The sequence below is a fragment of the Herbiconiux solani NBRC 106740 genome, from assembly GCF_001571005.1.
Classification (GTDB): domain Bacteria; phylum Actinomycetota; class Actinomycetes; order Actinomycetales; family Microbacteriaceae; genus Herbiconiux; species Herbiconiux solani.
Window position 1 is genome coordinate 232300 of record NZ_BCST01000005.1, and the last position, 12206, is coordinate 244505.

The 12206-nt window shown below is 69.2% G+C and carries 19 protein-coding genes; 9 read left to right on the top strand and 10 right to left on the bottom strand.

The genetic code is table 11. From position 1 onward, the window contains the following. The first annotated feature begins 15 nt into the window (after positions 1-15). The gene (locus HSO01S_RS10780; RefSeq protein ID WP_066041227.1) at positions 16-804 is read left to right on the top strand and encodes a DNA-formamidopyrimidine glycosylase family protein; all 789 of its coding nucleotides are present in this window, start codon (positions 16-18) and stop codon (positions 802-804) included. Between the two features lie 55 nt (positions 805-859). Here the strand turns inward: HSO01S_RS10780 and HSO01S_RS10785 are convergent, their stop codons facing one another. Continuing rightward, complete coding sequence (locus HSO01S_RS10785) at positions 860-1255, bottom strand: MmcQ/YjbR family DNA-binding protein (protein WP_066041230.1); 396 nt, start codon at positions 1253-1255, stop codon at positions 860-862. 50 nt (positions 1256-1305) lie between these two features. Here HSO01S_RS10785 and HSO01S_RS10790 point away from each other — a divergent pair, with 50 nt between their 5' ends. Both HSO01S_RS10790 and ybaK read left to right on the top strand, forming a co-directional pair. Then, entirely contained in the window at positions 1306-2058 is a 753-nt protein-coding gene (locus HSO01S_RS10790; protein WP_157079016.1) for an alpha/beta hydrolase, read from the top strand. Between the two features lie 19 nt (positions 2059-2077). Further along, on the top strand, positions 2078-2578 hold the full coding sequence (gene ybaK, locus HSO01S_RS10795; protein ID WP_066041234.1) for a Cys-tRNA(Pro) deacylase: 501 nt from the start codon (positions 2078-2080) through the stop codon (positions 2576-2578). Between the two features lie 91 nt (positions 2579-2669). On the opposite strand, the gene HSO01S_RS10800 is transcribed toward ybaK, so the two are convergent. The 3 genes from HSO01S_RS10800 to HSO01S_RS10810 all read right to left on the bottom strand — a co-directional run bounded on the left by HSO01S_RS10800 (position 2670) and on the right by HSO01S_RS10810 (position 4766). After that, positions 2670-3578: a hypothetical protein gene (locus HSO01S_RS10800; protein ID WP_066041236.1), complete on the bottom strand. Its 909-nt coding sequence runs from the start codon at positions 3576-3578 to the stop codon at positions 2670-2672. A gap of 182 nt (positions 3579-3760) precedes the next feature. After that, entirely contained in the window at positions 3761-4552 is a 792-nt protein-coding gene (locus HSO01S_RS10805; RefSeq protein WP_245635976.1) for a YqjF family protein, read from the bottom strand. 1 nt (position 4553) lies between these two features. Further along, the gene (locus tag HSO01S_RS10810) at positions 4554-4766 is read right to left on the bottom strand and encodes a hypothetical protein (RefSeq protein ID WP_066041238.1); all 213 of its coding nucleotides are present in this window, start codon (positions 4764-4766) and stop codon (positions 4554-4556) included. A gap of 109 nt (positions 4767-4875) precedes the next feature. Between HSO01S_RS10810 and HSO01S_RS10815 the strand changes: the two genes are divergently transcribed. Together HSO01S_RS10815 and HSO01S_RS10820 are read left to right on the top strand one after the other, a co-directional pair. Beyond that, positions 4876-5682 carry a thymidylate synthase gene (locus HSO01S_RS10815; protein ID WP_066041240.1) on the top strand — a complete coding sequence of 269 codons (807 nt, stop codon included), beginning with the start codon at positions 4876-4878 and terminating at the stop codon, positions 5680-5682. After that, the gene (locus HSO01S_RS10820) at positions 5679-6254 is read left to right on the top strand and encodes a dihydrofolate reductase (RefSeq protein WP_066041242.1); all 576 of its coding nucleotides are present in this window, start codon (positions 5679-5681) and stop codon (positions 6252-6254) included. Before HSO01S_RS10815 ends, HSO01S_RS10820 begins: the two co-directional genes overlap by 4 nt. On the opposite strand, the gene HSO01S_RS10825 is transcribed toward HSO01S_RS10820, so the two are convergent. After that, positions 6245-6502: a hypothetical protein gene (locus tag HSO01S_RS10825; protein WP_245635977.1), complete on the bottom strand. Its 258-nt coding sequence runs from the start codon at positions 6500-6502 to the stop codon at positions 6245-6247. The genes HSO01S_RS10820 and HSO01S_RS10825 overlap by 10 nt on opposite strands. 140 nt (positions 6503-6642) lie before the next feature. On the opposite strand from HSO01S_RS10825, the gene HSO01S_RS10830 reads away from it, so the two are divergent. Beyond that, the gene (locus tag HSO01S_RS10830; RefSeq protein WP_066041246.1) at positions 6643-6993 is read left to right on the top strand and encodes a nuclear transport factor 2 family protein; all 351 of its coding nucleotides are present in this window, start codon (positions 6643-6645) and stop codon (positions 6991-6993) included. Between the two features lie 34 nt (positions 6994-7027). Here HSO01S_RS10830 and msrA read toward each other — a convergent pair whose 3' ends face one another. The 4 genes from msrA to HSO01S_RS10845 all read right to left on the bottom strand — a co-directional run bounded on the left by msrA (position 7028) and on the right by HSO01S_RS10845 (position 8850). Continuing rightward, a complete protein-coding gene (gene msrA, locus HSO01S_RS10835; protein WP_066041248.1) occupies positions 7028-7543 on the bottom strand; it encodes a peptide-methionine (S)-S-oxide reductase MsrA in 516 nt (171 codons plus the stop codon). Then, complete coding sequence (msrB, locus tag HSO01S_RS10840) at positions 7540-8046, bottom strand: peptide-methionine (R)-S-oxide reductase MsrB (RefSeq protein ID WP_066041251.1); 507 nt, start codon at positions 8044-8046, stop codon at positions 7540-7542. Before msrB ends, msrA begins: the two co-directional genes overlap by 4 nt. 153 nt (positions 8047-8199) lie before the next feature. After that, entirely contained in the window at positions 8200-8358 is a 159-nt protein-coding gene (locus HSO01S_RS18745; protein ID WP_157079017.1) for a hypothetical protein, read from the bottom strand. 75 nt (positions 8359-8433) lie between these two features. Continuing rightward, the gene (locus HSO01S_RS10845) at positions 8434-8850 is read right to left on the bottom strand and encodes a carboxymuconolactone decarboxylase family protein (RefSeq protein WP_066041253.1); all 417 of its coding nucleotides are present in this window, start codon (positions 8848-8850) and stop codon (positions 8434-8436) included. Positions 8851-8926: 76 nt separating this feature from the next. Here HSO01S_RS10845 and HSO01S_RS10850 point away from each other — a divergent pair, with 76 nt between their 5' ends. From HSO01S_RS10850 to HSO01S_RS10860, 3 genes are all read left to right on the top strand, one after another. Then, complete coding sequence (locus HSO01S_RS10850; RefSeq protein WP_066041256.1) at positions 8927-9502, top strand: helix-turn-helix domain-containing protein; 576 nt, start codon at positions 8927-8929, stop codon at positions 9500-9502. Then, positions 9499-10101, top strand: a complete 603-nt coding sequence (locus tag HSO01S_RS10855) for a hypothetical protein (RefSeq protein ID WP_066041258.1) — start codon at positions 9499-9501, stop codon at positions 10099-10101. Before HSO01S_RS10850 ends, HSO01S_RS10855 begins: the two co-directional genes overlap by 4 nt. A 123-nt stretch (positions 10102-10224) precedes the next feature. Beyond that, positions 10225-10875, top strand: a complete 651-nt coding sequence (locus tag HSO01S_RS10860; protein ID WP_157079018.1) for an MmyB family transcriptional regulator — start codon at positions 10225-10227, stop codon at positions 10873-10875. On the opposite strand, the gene HSO01S_RS10865 is transcribed toward HSO01S_RS10860, so the two are convergent. After that, a complete protein-coding gene (locus tag HSO01S_RS10865) occupies positions 10872-11729 on the bottom strand; it encodes a helix-turn-helix domain-containing protein (RefSeq protein WP_066041262.1) in 858 nt (285 codons plus the stop codon). The two genes, HSO01S_RS10860 and HSO01S_RS10865, sit on opposite strands and share 4 nt — an antisense overlap. Between the last annotated feature and the right edge of the window lie 477 nt (positions 11730-12206).

Genomic DNA, 12206 nt, shown 5'->3' on the forward strand with positions numbered 1-12206 from the left:
CTCGAGGGGGTCGTGATGCCTGAGGGCGATACCGTCTACCGCACCGCGGTGCACCTCGATCAGGCGCTCCGGGGCCGGGCGCTGACGGTCAGCGACGTGCGGGTGCCGAAGTACGCCTCCGTCGACCTGCGCGGCGAGGTGGTCGACGAGGTCGTCGCCGTCGGGAAGCACCTGCTCACCCGGGTGGGCGCCTGGTCGATCCACACCCACCTCAAGATGGAGGGCTCGTGGCACATCTACCGGCACGGCACGCCCTGGCGCCGTCCCGCCCACCAGGCGCGGATCATCCTGGAGAACGCCGACTGGGTCACTGTCGGGTTCGATCTGGGCACGGTCGAGATCTTCGAGCGCGCCCGGGAGGAGGAGGCGGTCGGGCACCTCGGCCCCGATCTGCTCGGCCCGGACTGGGCCGATGGCGGTGCGGCCGAGGCGGTGCGCCGCCTCTCGGCCGATGGCGCGCGCGAGATCGACGTCGCCCTGCTCGACCAGCGCAATCTGGCCGGGCTCGGCAACGTCTACGCCAACGAGCTCTGCTTCCTGCGCGGTGTGCTGCCCCAGCGGCCGGTCGACGAGGTGCGCGATCTGCCGGCCGTCGTCGCGCTCGCCCATCGTCTGATCACGGCGAACCGCGACCGCGTCGAGCGCACGACGACCGGGGATCTCCGTCCCGGCAAGCAGACCTGGGTCTACGGGCGCGAGGGCAAGCCGTGCCGGCGGTGTGGCACGAAGATCAAGCACGGGATGCTGGGCGCGAACGAACTCGCGCTCCGGGACACCTACTGGTGCCCGCACTGCCAGACCTGACATCTGCGGAGTCGCGGCATCCGTAGGTCAGCTCCCATTGGTCGGCATCCGTGAGTCAGGATGACGAAGGGCTCGTCACGCCGGCGTCGAGCGCCGCCAGCTGCCGTTTCAGCGCGACCTGCCGGTAGGACGTGTCGACGAGCTCGGCGACGAAGGCCCAGTCGGTGCCGTCGTCGAGATCGATCGCCAGCCAGCCCGACGGCCCGAAGTAGGGCGGCACGAAGACCCCGTCGAGTTCGAGCAGCGCGGGGTGCTCGAACGGATCGGGTTTGAAGACGAGCGAGTACGGCCGATCCATCATCGCTCCGGCGAGCGCGAAGATCTTCTTGCCCGCCCGGAAGCTTGGGCGCCCCCACGACTCGACCTCGACGCACTCCGGGTACCCTGCGCAGAGCTCGCGCAGGCGGGCGACCACGGCGTCGTCCGGTTCGAAGAGCTTCGGATGCTCCATGCAGGAATGGTAGACCCGGTGGCCTCGTGCCGCGATGGTAGTTTCGGCTGGTGAGCGAAACGTCATCCCGTGCGTCCGAATCCTCCCTTCAGATCGACGACGAAGCCGTCGTGTGGTCCGTCGCCCAGGAGGAGCGCTCCGAGCGGCTCGCCGAGCAGCCGCTCGTGATCGTCATGCACGGCCGCGGTTCGCACGAGAACGATCTCGCCGCCCTCTTCCCCCTGCTGCCCGAGGGCGTCGTCTACGCCTCCCTGCGTGCACCGCTCCCCGGCGCTCCCTGGGGCATGGGCGGCTGGACCTGGTTCCCGCTCGAGGCCGACGGACCCACGCCCGCCGCGGCCGAAGCGGCGGCATCCGCGGTGCTCGAGTGGGTCGACCGGACCGAGCAGGAATACGGGGCTCCCCCGGCGATCGCGGCCCTCGGCTTCTCGCAGGGCGGGATGATGTCGATCGAACTGCACCGGGCCAAGCCCTACCGCTTCGCCGCAGCCGTGAACCTCTCGGGCACGGCGCTGCGCGGCGAGCGCGCGGGCGACGACGACCTGGCGCGTCGCAAGCCGCCGCTGTTCTGGGGCTACGACCTCGAGGATCCGATCATCCCGGCCATCGGGATCGAGCGGACCGAGGTGTTCGCGCCCGCCCACTTCAGCGTGACCGAGCGGCGGTACGACGGGATCGCACACTCCATCTCGCCGGAGGAGCTCGGCGACGTGAGCCGGTTCCTGCAGGAGGTGCTGCCGCTAGAGGTCTCGGCGCAGATTCCGGCTGAGACGCCGGCCGAGATTCCTGCCGACGAGGACTGAGTCGGCGGAGCGACGGGCCATGGCGAAGAAGAAGACCGCCCAGGGCGGGCCGACCACGGCGGCGACGCAGGCGCTCGTGAAGTCCGGCATCCGGTTCGTGCCGCACGCGTATCAGCACGACGCGGCCTCGACCGATTTCGGGGCCGAAGCGGCCCGCGAGCTCGGCGTCGACCCCGCGCGGGTCTTCAAGACGCTGATGGTGGAGACGGATGCGGGGCTCGGGATCGGGATCGTCTCGGTGCGCGACCAGCTCGACCTGAAGGCGCTGGCCGGCGAGCTCGGTGCGAAGAAGGCTGCAATGGCCGACCGCGCCGTCGCGGAGCGGAAGAGCGGGTACGTCGTCGGAGGGATCAGCCCGGTCGGGCAGAAGACCCGGCTCGACACCGTACTGGATGACGCGGCGCGGGAGTTCGAGACGATCTTCGTGTCGGGCGGGCGTCGTGGCTTCGACATCGAGCTGGCGCCGGCCGACCTGCTCGCAGCCGTGGGAGGCCGGATGGCGCGGATCCGGCGGAGTTAGGCCGTCCCGGCAGGAGGCGCAGGCGGGATGCCTCGGGTCGCCGGGACGTCCGCCTACATCAGGTGGTCGTCAGGCGGTGGCCAGTCGGTGATCAGGCGCGGTCGTCGCCGTGCTCGATGATGCCGGCGCCGCGGAGGGTTCCGGCCGCGAGAGCTCCCGACCAGCGGGAGAGGAACGCGGCGCCGGCGGTGTCGTTCGTCGAGTCGACGGGCGCGGTGAGCACCTCGTACGGCGTCTCGGGGATGCCGTCAGCCGGGCGCACATCGACGTGGGCCACGTCGTAGCCCTCGCGGTGCAACCAGTCGGCCATGGCGTAGTCGCTGCGCGAGTCGCCCACGGTGCGCCACCGGGTAGGCAGCGGACCGGTCGCGGCAATGAGCTCCAGAGCCCGCTCGGCGCCCAGGTCTTTACCGACCCGGACCGACTCGATGTCGGTGGAGATGATGGTCGGATCGATCCTGACGGAGATCGTGCCGGAGGCATCGGGAGCCGCTTCAGTTCTCCACACCGTGCCGATCTCGAGAGTTGTGCACAGATCGAGGACCGCGCGGTCGAACTCGGGCTGAACGGCGAGATAGTGATCGGAGTCGACCTCCGTTCGCTGCTCCACCGAGATCATGGTGCGCTTCGTGTGGTCGAAGAACATCGAATCGGCGAACCGTTCGTCGATCAGGCGCTCTACGCCCTCGCGGAGCGCGGAAGGGAGAACGAGCGTGTCGTCCACCGTCAGTTCCCCGACGCCGTCGGGGGTGATGCGGAACCAGACCGCCCCCTTCTCGCAGACGCCGTACACCCGGGCCTCGGCGCGGAGCCCGCCCGCGACGAGGGGGCCGACGACCTCACCCCGGAGGAACTCGTCCGAGCGGCCGGTGTTGAAGACCACGGGAATGCCCGCGTTGGCCAGCTTCACGAGATCGGACGCGATCGAGGGGATGGCGATGGTGCGGGTGATGGGACTGGCGATGGGCCCGTCCACGTCGAGCAGGAGTCCGAGGTTCACGGCGTCAGAATCTGCGGCGCCAGGGTTTGCGGCTTCGGGGTTCGCGGCATCAGAGGTCACGGCTCAATTATGTCCGCCTCGCGCGAGTGCGGCCGCGGGTCGGGACGTCGGCGGCTCAGGACGAGAAGGCCCGGTCACGAGTCGCGAGGGCCGTCGGTCGAGAGTGCCGGCAGTGAGACGGGTCAGGACGGGAGGGCGCGACCGAAGGCCGTGTGGATGCCGGGCGAGAAGAGCACGGAGTCGGGAGCCCGGGATGCCAGCTGAGGGAAGCCGGCCGCCGCGAGGAGTTCGTCGTCGAGGAAGTCGAGCTCGGCGTCGACCACCTGCCAGGGGGCGTGCTCGTTCGGGATGAAGCGGGTGCGTCCGCCGCGGGCGATGTGGAGGCCCCAGCGGGCGGTGAGGAAGACGGCGAGCTCGTCGGTGGAGCGGTCGACCGTGCCGGGGCGGGCGTCGATGCGGGAGTGCGGTCCGGGGCGGCCTCCGAAGCCCAGGTCGCCTCGACGCTCGGAACGGTAGCTGATGACGCCGTCGGCATTCGTGCTGATCGACATGCGCGCCCAGCGGTAGGGCAGGCCGAAGAGGACGTGCGCGGCGGAGACCGCGGCGAGCCGAGAGGATTCGAGGGAGGAGAACACGACACCGCGACGGCCGGTCTCGTCGACCGAGTAGAGGCGCACGTTGATCTCGGGGAAGGTGCCCGCGTACGGGATCGGGCCGAGGGCGCGGAAGCCGGGAGCGGTCGCGTGGGCGAGGCGGAACGGGATGAGTCCCACCCACGCCGAGCCGTCGAAGATGTCCGGCCGGGTTCCGGGCGGGAGGTGCGGGGCGACCTCGGCGGGATCCACGCGCCAGTGGAGGAAGGTGAGCGACTGCCAGTCCTGCTCGTGCAGGATGCCGGGCATCACCGGCGCCGTGCGGGAGAGCGGCGCAGCGGCGGTGAGACCGGCGCCCGGGACGGCCTCGGGAGGATTCACGTCAGTCGTCGGCGTCGATGCCGATGACCGAGACGTCGACACCGGGCGAGAGGAGGATGGAGGCACGCTTGAACCGGCCCTCGCCGACATTGACCTCGAGCCAGGTCGGGGTGGCCTTCTCGACGGCGGACCGGATGTCTTCCTTGACCTCGTCGATGTCGCGACCGGAGATCGAGTACTGCTTTCCCCCGTAGAGGATGTTGATCCGCTTCATCGGTGCCCTTCTGTCTTCAGCTTCAGGGTACTGGGCCGGGGGCCGGAACGCCGCCCCGAAACCACGTCCGACCGCCCGGACGCCCGCTCCATGGCCTACGCTCGAACCGATGAGCACGATCGCGACGCCGTACGAAGACCTCCTCCGCGACACCCTCGCGAACGGAACCCCGAAGAGCGACCGCACGGGCACCGGCACCCGCAGCGTCTTCGGCCGCCAGCTGCGGTTCGACCTCTCCGAGGGCTTCCCGCTCATCACGACCAAGCGCGTGCACTTCAAGTCGATCGCCTACGAGCTGCTCTGGTTCCTCCGCGGTGAGAGCAACGTCGGCTGGCTGCAGGAGAACGGCGTCTCGATCTGGGACGAGTGGGCCGACGGCGACGGCGAGCTCGGCCCGGTCTACGGCGTGCAGTGGCGCTCCTGGCCCACCCGCGACGGCGAGACGATCGACCAGATCTCCCAGGTGATCGAGACGATCAAGACCGACCCCGACTCCCGCCGGATGATCGTGTCGGCCTGGAACGTCGCCGAGATCCCGCAGATGGCGCTCGCCCCGTGCCACGCGCTCTTCCAGTTCTACGTGGCCGATGGCAAGCTCTCCTGCCAGCTCTACCAGCGGAGCGCCGACCTCTTCCTCGGGGTGCCGTTCAACATCGCCAGCTACGCCCTGCTCACGCACCTGATTGCGGCGCAGACCGGCCTCGAGGTCGGCGACTTCGTCTGGACCGGCGGTGACTGCCACATCTACGACAACCACGTCGCCCAGGTCGAGGAGCAGCTGAGCCGCGAGCCCTTCGCGCTCCCCACCCTTGAGATCACGCAGCCCCGCGCGAGCGTCTTCGACTACGAGTACGACGACCTCGCGATCGTCGGCTACGAGCACCACCCCGCCATCCGCGCCGCCGTCGCCGTATGAGCGAACGCCCCGAGCGTGAGGACGGGCCGGACGTCTCGCTCATCTGGGCCCAGGCGCACGACGGCGTGATCGGAGACGGTGGCGGCATCCCCTGGCATCTCCCCGAAGACCTCGCCCACTTCCGCGAGCTGACCACGGGAGCCACGGTCGTGATGGGCCGGAAGACCTGGGATTCGCTGCCCGAGCGGTTCCGCCCACTCCCTGGCCGCGCCAACGTCGTCGTCACCCGCCAGGATGACTGGACGGCCGAGGGCGCCGAACGGGCCGGCTCCGTCGACGAGGCCCTCCATCGCCACGCGAGTACGGCAATCTGGGTCATCGGCGGCGGGGAGATCTACCGCCAGGCTCTGCCCCACGCGCAACGCGTCGAGATCACCGACGTCGATCTCGACGTGGCCGGCGACACCCGCGCACCCGGCCTCGACACCGGAACAGGCACAGGCACCGACACCGACACCGACACCGACACCGCACGACCCTTCCACACCCTGCGGACGACGGACTGGCTCGAGTCGAGCACAGGCATCCGATACCGCTTCAGGACCCTGACGCGGGACGCACCTCAGTCGTAGACGTGCGCCACGGTCCAGTGCTGGCCGCCGTGGCCCCGCACCAGGTCGAAGACCCGGCTCTCGCCCGCCTCGTTGGTCGCCTGGAACCGCCAGGCCACGAAATCCGGCGCATGGGTCGACCAATACAGGCCCTCGGGCTCGGTCGGGCGATCGGTGACCCGCCACCGCTCGCTGCGCCAGCGCATGCGCACGGGAAGGTCGTCGGCGAACCACAGGGTCGCCGCATCCGTCAGATCGATGATGCTCACGGGGCCTCCAGACATTCGAATATGTGTTCGAATGTCCACTATGCGCCACCGGAGCGCGACACGCCAAGCAGGGCGAACCGAATGCGCACACGCGTCATCCAGACCTTGCCGACCGGCGGCACGAGACCCACACTGGTCGCATGACCGAGGGAATCGCCGCCTGGATCGACCGCTACCGACGGGCTTGGGAGTCGAACGAGCCCGACGACATCCGCGCCCTCTTCACCGAGGACGCGATCTACCACCCGGCCCCGGCGGAGGAGCCGTGGACGGGCCACGACGGGATCGTCGAGGGATGGCTCCGAGCGAAGGACGAGCCGGGTGACACCACGTTCACCTGGTCGCCCGTCGTCGACACCCCCGAGCTCGGGATCGTGCGCGCGGTCTCGACCTACCGAAGCGGCAACGTCTACGACAACCTCTGGGTCGTCGAGCGCGCTCCGGACGGCCGAGCCACGGACTTCACCGACTGGTGGGTCGAACGGCCCTGAACGACAGGGTCGAACGACCCCGAGCCGTCGGGAACTACTCCGCCGCGACCTGCTCGCGACGCGGCAGCTTCCAGCCCGGCCGCACGTAGTGGCAGGTGTAGCCGTTCGGGTAGCGCTCCAGGTAGTCCTGGTGCTCCGGCTCGGCCTCCCAGAAGTCACCCGCAGGGGCGACCTCGGTGACGACGGCTCCGGGCCAGAGACCCGAGGCGTCGACGTCGGCGATCGTGTCGATCGCCTCCTGGTGCTGGGCTTCGTCGGTGTAGTAGATCCCCGAGCGGTAGCTCGTTCCGATGTCGTTGCCCTGGCGGTTCTTGGTCGACGGGTCGTGGATCTGGAAGAAGAACTCCAGCAGATCGCGGTAGCTCGTCACGGCGGGGTCGTAGCTGATCTCGATCGCCTCGGCGTGGCTGCCGTGGTTACGGTAGGTGGCGTTGAGGGTGTCCCCGCCGGTGTAGCCGACACGGGTGTCGAGCACTCCGGGACGACGGCGGATCAGTTCCTCCATGCCCCAGAAACAGCCTCCGGCCAGAATGGCCTTCTCGGTGGTCATCGTGCGTTCTCCTCAGTCGAAGCGGTGGATGCGGTGGTTGCGGATGCGATGGTCCCGACGCCCGCGAACAGCGCGCGGTAGTCGCCATACCCCTCGGCCTCGAGATCGTCGAGGGCGACGAAGCGCAGGGCGGCGGAGTTGATGCAGTAGCGCAGGCCGCCGGCCTCGCGCGGGCCGTCCGGGAAGACGTGTCCGAGGTGGCTGTCACCGGATGCGCTGCGCACCTCGGTGCGGGCCATCCCCCAGGTGCGGTCGGTCTTCTCCACCACGTTGCGGCGGTCGATCGGCACGGTGAAGCTCGGCCAGCCGGATCCGCTGTCGTACTTGTCGGTGGACGCGAACAACGGCTCGCCGGTCACGACGTCGACGTAGATGCCGTCGCGGTGGTCGTCCCAGAAGGCATTGCGGAACGCGGGCTCCGTCACGTCGTCCTGGGTCACGCGGTACTGCTGGCGGGTGAGGCGGGCGAGCGCCTCCGGGGTCTTTCGGTACTCCTGTGTCACGAGAACTCCTCGGTCTGTGCACCGCTGGCTGCTGCGGTCATAGAAGAGAACAAGCGTTCTCCACCATTTGGTCCCGCACACAGCCAGATCTCAGGAAGCGCCGATCTCTGCAAGCGCAGATCTCAGCAAGTGCCACCCGGCCTCACCCGAGCGTCAGGCGTTTCTTCTGATGAACCGCAGCAGCGCCGCGATGATCGCGACGATCAGGATCACGATGCCGATCCAGAGCAGGAACTTCGCCGCTTCGACGAAGAGTCCGATGAACAGGAGGATGAGTCCGACGATGAAGGCGCCGATTGCTAAACCGATCATGAGGCCATGATGGCACCGCGCTCCCGTTTCCGCTCTAGACGTCCGTCGCAGACCTCAGCCCCGGCCGGCGCCGCGTCAGCTGACCGCGCCGCCGTCGTGCACGTCGACCGTCGGCTCGAGGCCCGTGGCGCCGACGACCGACTTCCAGGCGTCGAAGCCGATCTGGAAGGCGACGACCCCGGCCTCGGGAAGCGCGATCTCGATCGCCTCGAGGATCTCCTGCGCGCTCAGCCCGAGATCCAGGGCGACCCGGATGTGGCTCTCGATCTGGCCCTTCGGGGCCTTGAGCACGGTGAGGCTCGTGATGAAGATGAGCTCCTTCACCGTACGGTCGAGCAGCCGCGGCTTGAGATAGGCCGCGGTGACGAGCTCGTTCGCGGCCTGCAGCACCTCGAAATCGTGGGCGGCCATCACCTTGTGGTAGTCGAGCACGTACCCGCGGGCGCGGGCCATGTCGTCGATGTAGTCCTGGGCTGCCTGGTCGGCGGTCATCGCGGTCCTTTCGAAGGGGCGGGCTCGGTTGCTTGTTATCGATAGTAGTATCGAATCCGATACCAGGAGGAGTGGCATGAGCATCCCGAGGTCTCTCAAGGAGGCCCGCGTCCGTGCGGGGTTGAGTCTCTCAGAGGCCGCCGAACGGAGCGGCCTCCAGCGCTCGAACATCGCGGCCGTCGAGAACGGACGCCGGGACCCGACCGCATCCACGATCGAGAGGATGGCGGAAGCTGCGCGAGTGAGGTTCATCACAGCGGAGAACGACGGCAGGACGACAGCGCGCGAGGCCTCGACGGCTCTCCAGAGCGCTCTGCGTGACGGCGACGTAAAACGCGCGTACCGCATCCTCGTCCAGCTGGCCGACGACCTCGCTGCGCCCGACGCGACCGGCCGGTTCCTCCTCGCGCTTGAGGCACCGGTGGCTGTGAGTCCAGAGTGGGATGCCGCGATCGCCGGCGTCACCGAATGGCGGCTTGAGCAGGCGCTCCTGCCGCTTCCCCGGTGGGTGGACGAGGAGCGCGGTGACGAGGACTGGTCGTGGACCCCGCAGATCTCCGCGGCGTCGGTGCCGACCCGTGAATCCCACGTGCCGAAGCCGTTGCGCCGACGCGGTGTCCTGATCGAAGCCGAGGAGCTCACCAGCGCATGAGTCCGGACATCCCCCGCGGCGCCCGCGCCGAGTTCACCAGGCCCGAGATGATCGATGGGCTCCGCGAGCTCGTCGGACGGCTCAGAGCGGGCGGACATCCGTCGCGGATCCAGATCGTCGGTGGAGCCGCGATCGCTCTCACCATCAACGAATGGCGATCGGCGACGGCAGACATCGACGGACCGGTCACGCCGTCGGACATCGTCTTCGCGATCGCAGGCGACATCGCGGCCGAGCGCACGTGGCGTCGGGACTGGATGAACGACGCCGCCGCCCAGTTCCTCCCGGCCGGGTACGGTCGCGCAGCGGGCTGGCTGACGATCTACGATGCAGACGGCGTGATCGTTCAGGTGGCGGATGCGGAGACGCTTCTGGCGATGAAGGTGTTCGCCGCCCAGACCCGCGGTCGGCGTGAACTCGAAGATCTCGAGGCGCTGATCCCATTCGTCGGCCTCGGCACAGTCGATGAGATCGAGGCTCTCTACGAGTCCTTCTATCCGGGTGACGAGTTCACGGAACGGACGGCGCGGCTGCTCCAGGCGGTGCTTGATCTGCAGGCGCCGCCACCGCCGACTCCGTCGCGCCCCGAACTCGGGTAGACGCGCACCTGCTCGAGAGCCCCACCGGGCGAGTCGGAGTGGCGCTGCCCACTACCTAGCTCGGTGTCCCTGGAGGGGACAGGGGCGGCGCGGGACGGGCCGAGCTCCCCTACGGTGGAGGGCATGAGCGAGGATCAGGACGCTGTGGACGGGTCGGCACAGGGGTTCGTCGCGCTCGTCACGGCACCCGTGGTGGTGTACGACCGGCACCTCGACGTCGTCGCGGCCAACGAGCTCGCGGGCGCGGTCTCCGCGTCGTTCACGATCGGCGTGAACCTCGCCCGCTTCACCTTCCTCAACCCGATGGTCGAGGAGACCACCGAGGAGTGGGCCGCCACCGCGACCATGACGGTCTCGGCGCTCCACCGTTCGTTGACCCGGTACGGCGAGGATCAGAGGTTCCGCGAGCTGGTCGGCGAGCTGATCACGCACAGCCCGGCCTTCACCGAGCGCTGGGCCGAGGCTCTAGGCTCGAAGGTGGATGCGGCGGGCTCGACGCCGGTGTCCGTGCGCGAGCCGGCCCGCGCATCCGGACCCCAGACCGGCGTCTCGGTGTTCACCAACCCGCTGGTCGGGGTGCTCCGGCTGCGGTTCGAGCACCTGCGGCGCATCGACACTGATGAGGATGCGCGCGAGCGCGAACACGAGCCGGAGCGCGAACACGAAGGAGCGTCGGAGGACACCGGCACCTACCTGCTCTGGGCCCCCGCCGATGCGGAGTCGGCCGAGCGTCTGACCCGGCTGCAGGCCCTCATCGAAAAGACCACGGTCTAGTCCATCGCACGCCCGGTCGCGGATGCGGGAAGGCCCGCACGCGACCCAGCCTGCACGCGTGCCGCGAGATACGCCATCGCGGCCTTCGCGGGCGATCCCGGCTCGCCCCAGAAGGTGACGAGGATGTGGGTGCTCCCCGGCACCTCGAGGTTCTGCCAGTGGAACTCGACCCAGCCGATCGGGTCGATGAAGTGGCGCGACACCCCCGTCTTCTGCAGCGCGGTGTCGTGGCGGGCCCAGATCGCGGGGAAATCGGGATCCTTCATCGACAGGGTGCCGACGATCTGCTGCAGCCTCGGGTCGTCCGGATCCCCGCGCAGCCTGAGCTCCGCCACGACGCGACGGGCAGTCGCCGCCCAGTCGAGCGCGTGCTTCCGCCCGGCCTCCGAGAAGATCTGGTACACGATGTTCGCACCCGGCTCCATGTAGCCGGGGCCGAGCGCCCGGGCGAGCGGGTTCGAGACGAGGATGTCCTGGTTGCGGTTCATCACGAAGGCCGGGGTGTGCGACCAGTGGCCGAGCAGGGCGAGCACCGAGTCGTCGACGGTCGACGTGTCCTCGAACGGGTTGACCAAGCCGCCCTGGGCGAGGCGGCGGAGGTAGTCGGTGGATTCCGCATCCAGCAGCAGGGCCCGCGCCAGCGCGCTCACGACCTGGTTCGACGGCTGGCGGTCGCGGCCCTGCTCGAGGCGGAGGTAGTACTGCGGGCTGATCTGCGCGAGCCGCGCGACCTCCTCGCGGCGCAGCCCGTCGACCCGCCGCGACGGCTCGCGCTCGATGCCCACGTCCTCGGGCTGCACGACAGCCCGGCGCGCTCGCAGGTACTCGCCCACCTCATTGCGCTGCTCGCTCACCGCGCACCGAACTCGCGGCGGGGTGGCGCGGGGTGGCTCACCGGGGGCGGCGGATGCGCGACGGTCACGGGATGCGCGGATGGAGCGGACACGAGGGTGGTCGGTCCTTCCGAGTCGGGTTCGGAGGTGCGGTTCGCACCATGGTGCCACAGATCGCCGGTCGTTTGAAGAGCGGTGCAGTCATCCGATGTCTTTGGCCGCAAAGAAGCGCAGAACCGCCCGCGACCGGGTGAAGGCCCGGGTGAAACCGGGGGTGAAACCGGGCAAACGGCCCCTGATCGGGGGTCGGACCGATTTACGGTTGTCTCAGGCCGCCGAACTGATCCCCATCTCTGAGGCGGCCGACCCGGAAGCGAGAGCTTCGAGAGGCCCTGATCCCACCCAGGTCAGGGCCTCTCCTCGTTCTCTCCCGGAACCTGCGCCGGCCCAGCTCCTGCCGGCCAGAAGTCAGCGCCGGAAGTCAGCGCAGGCCCAGTC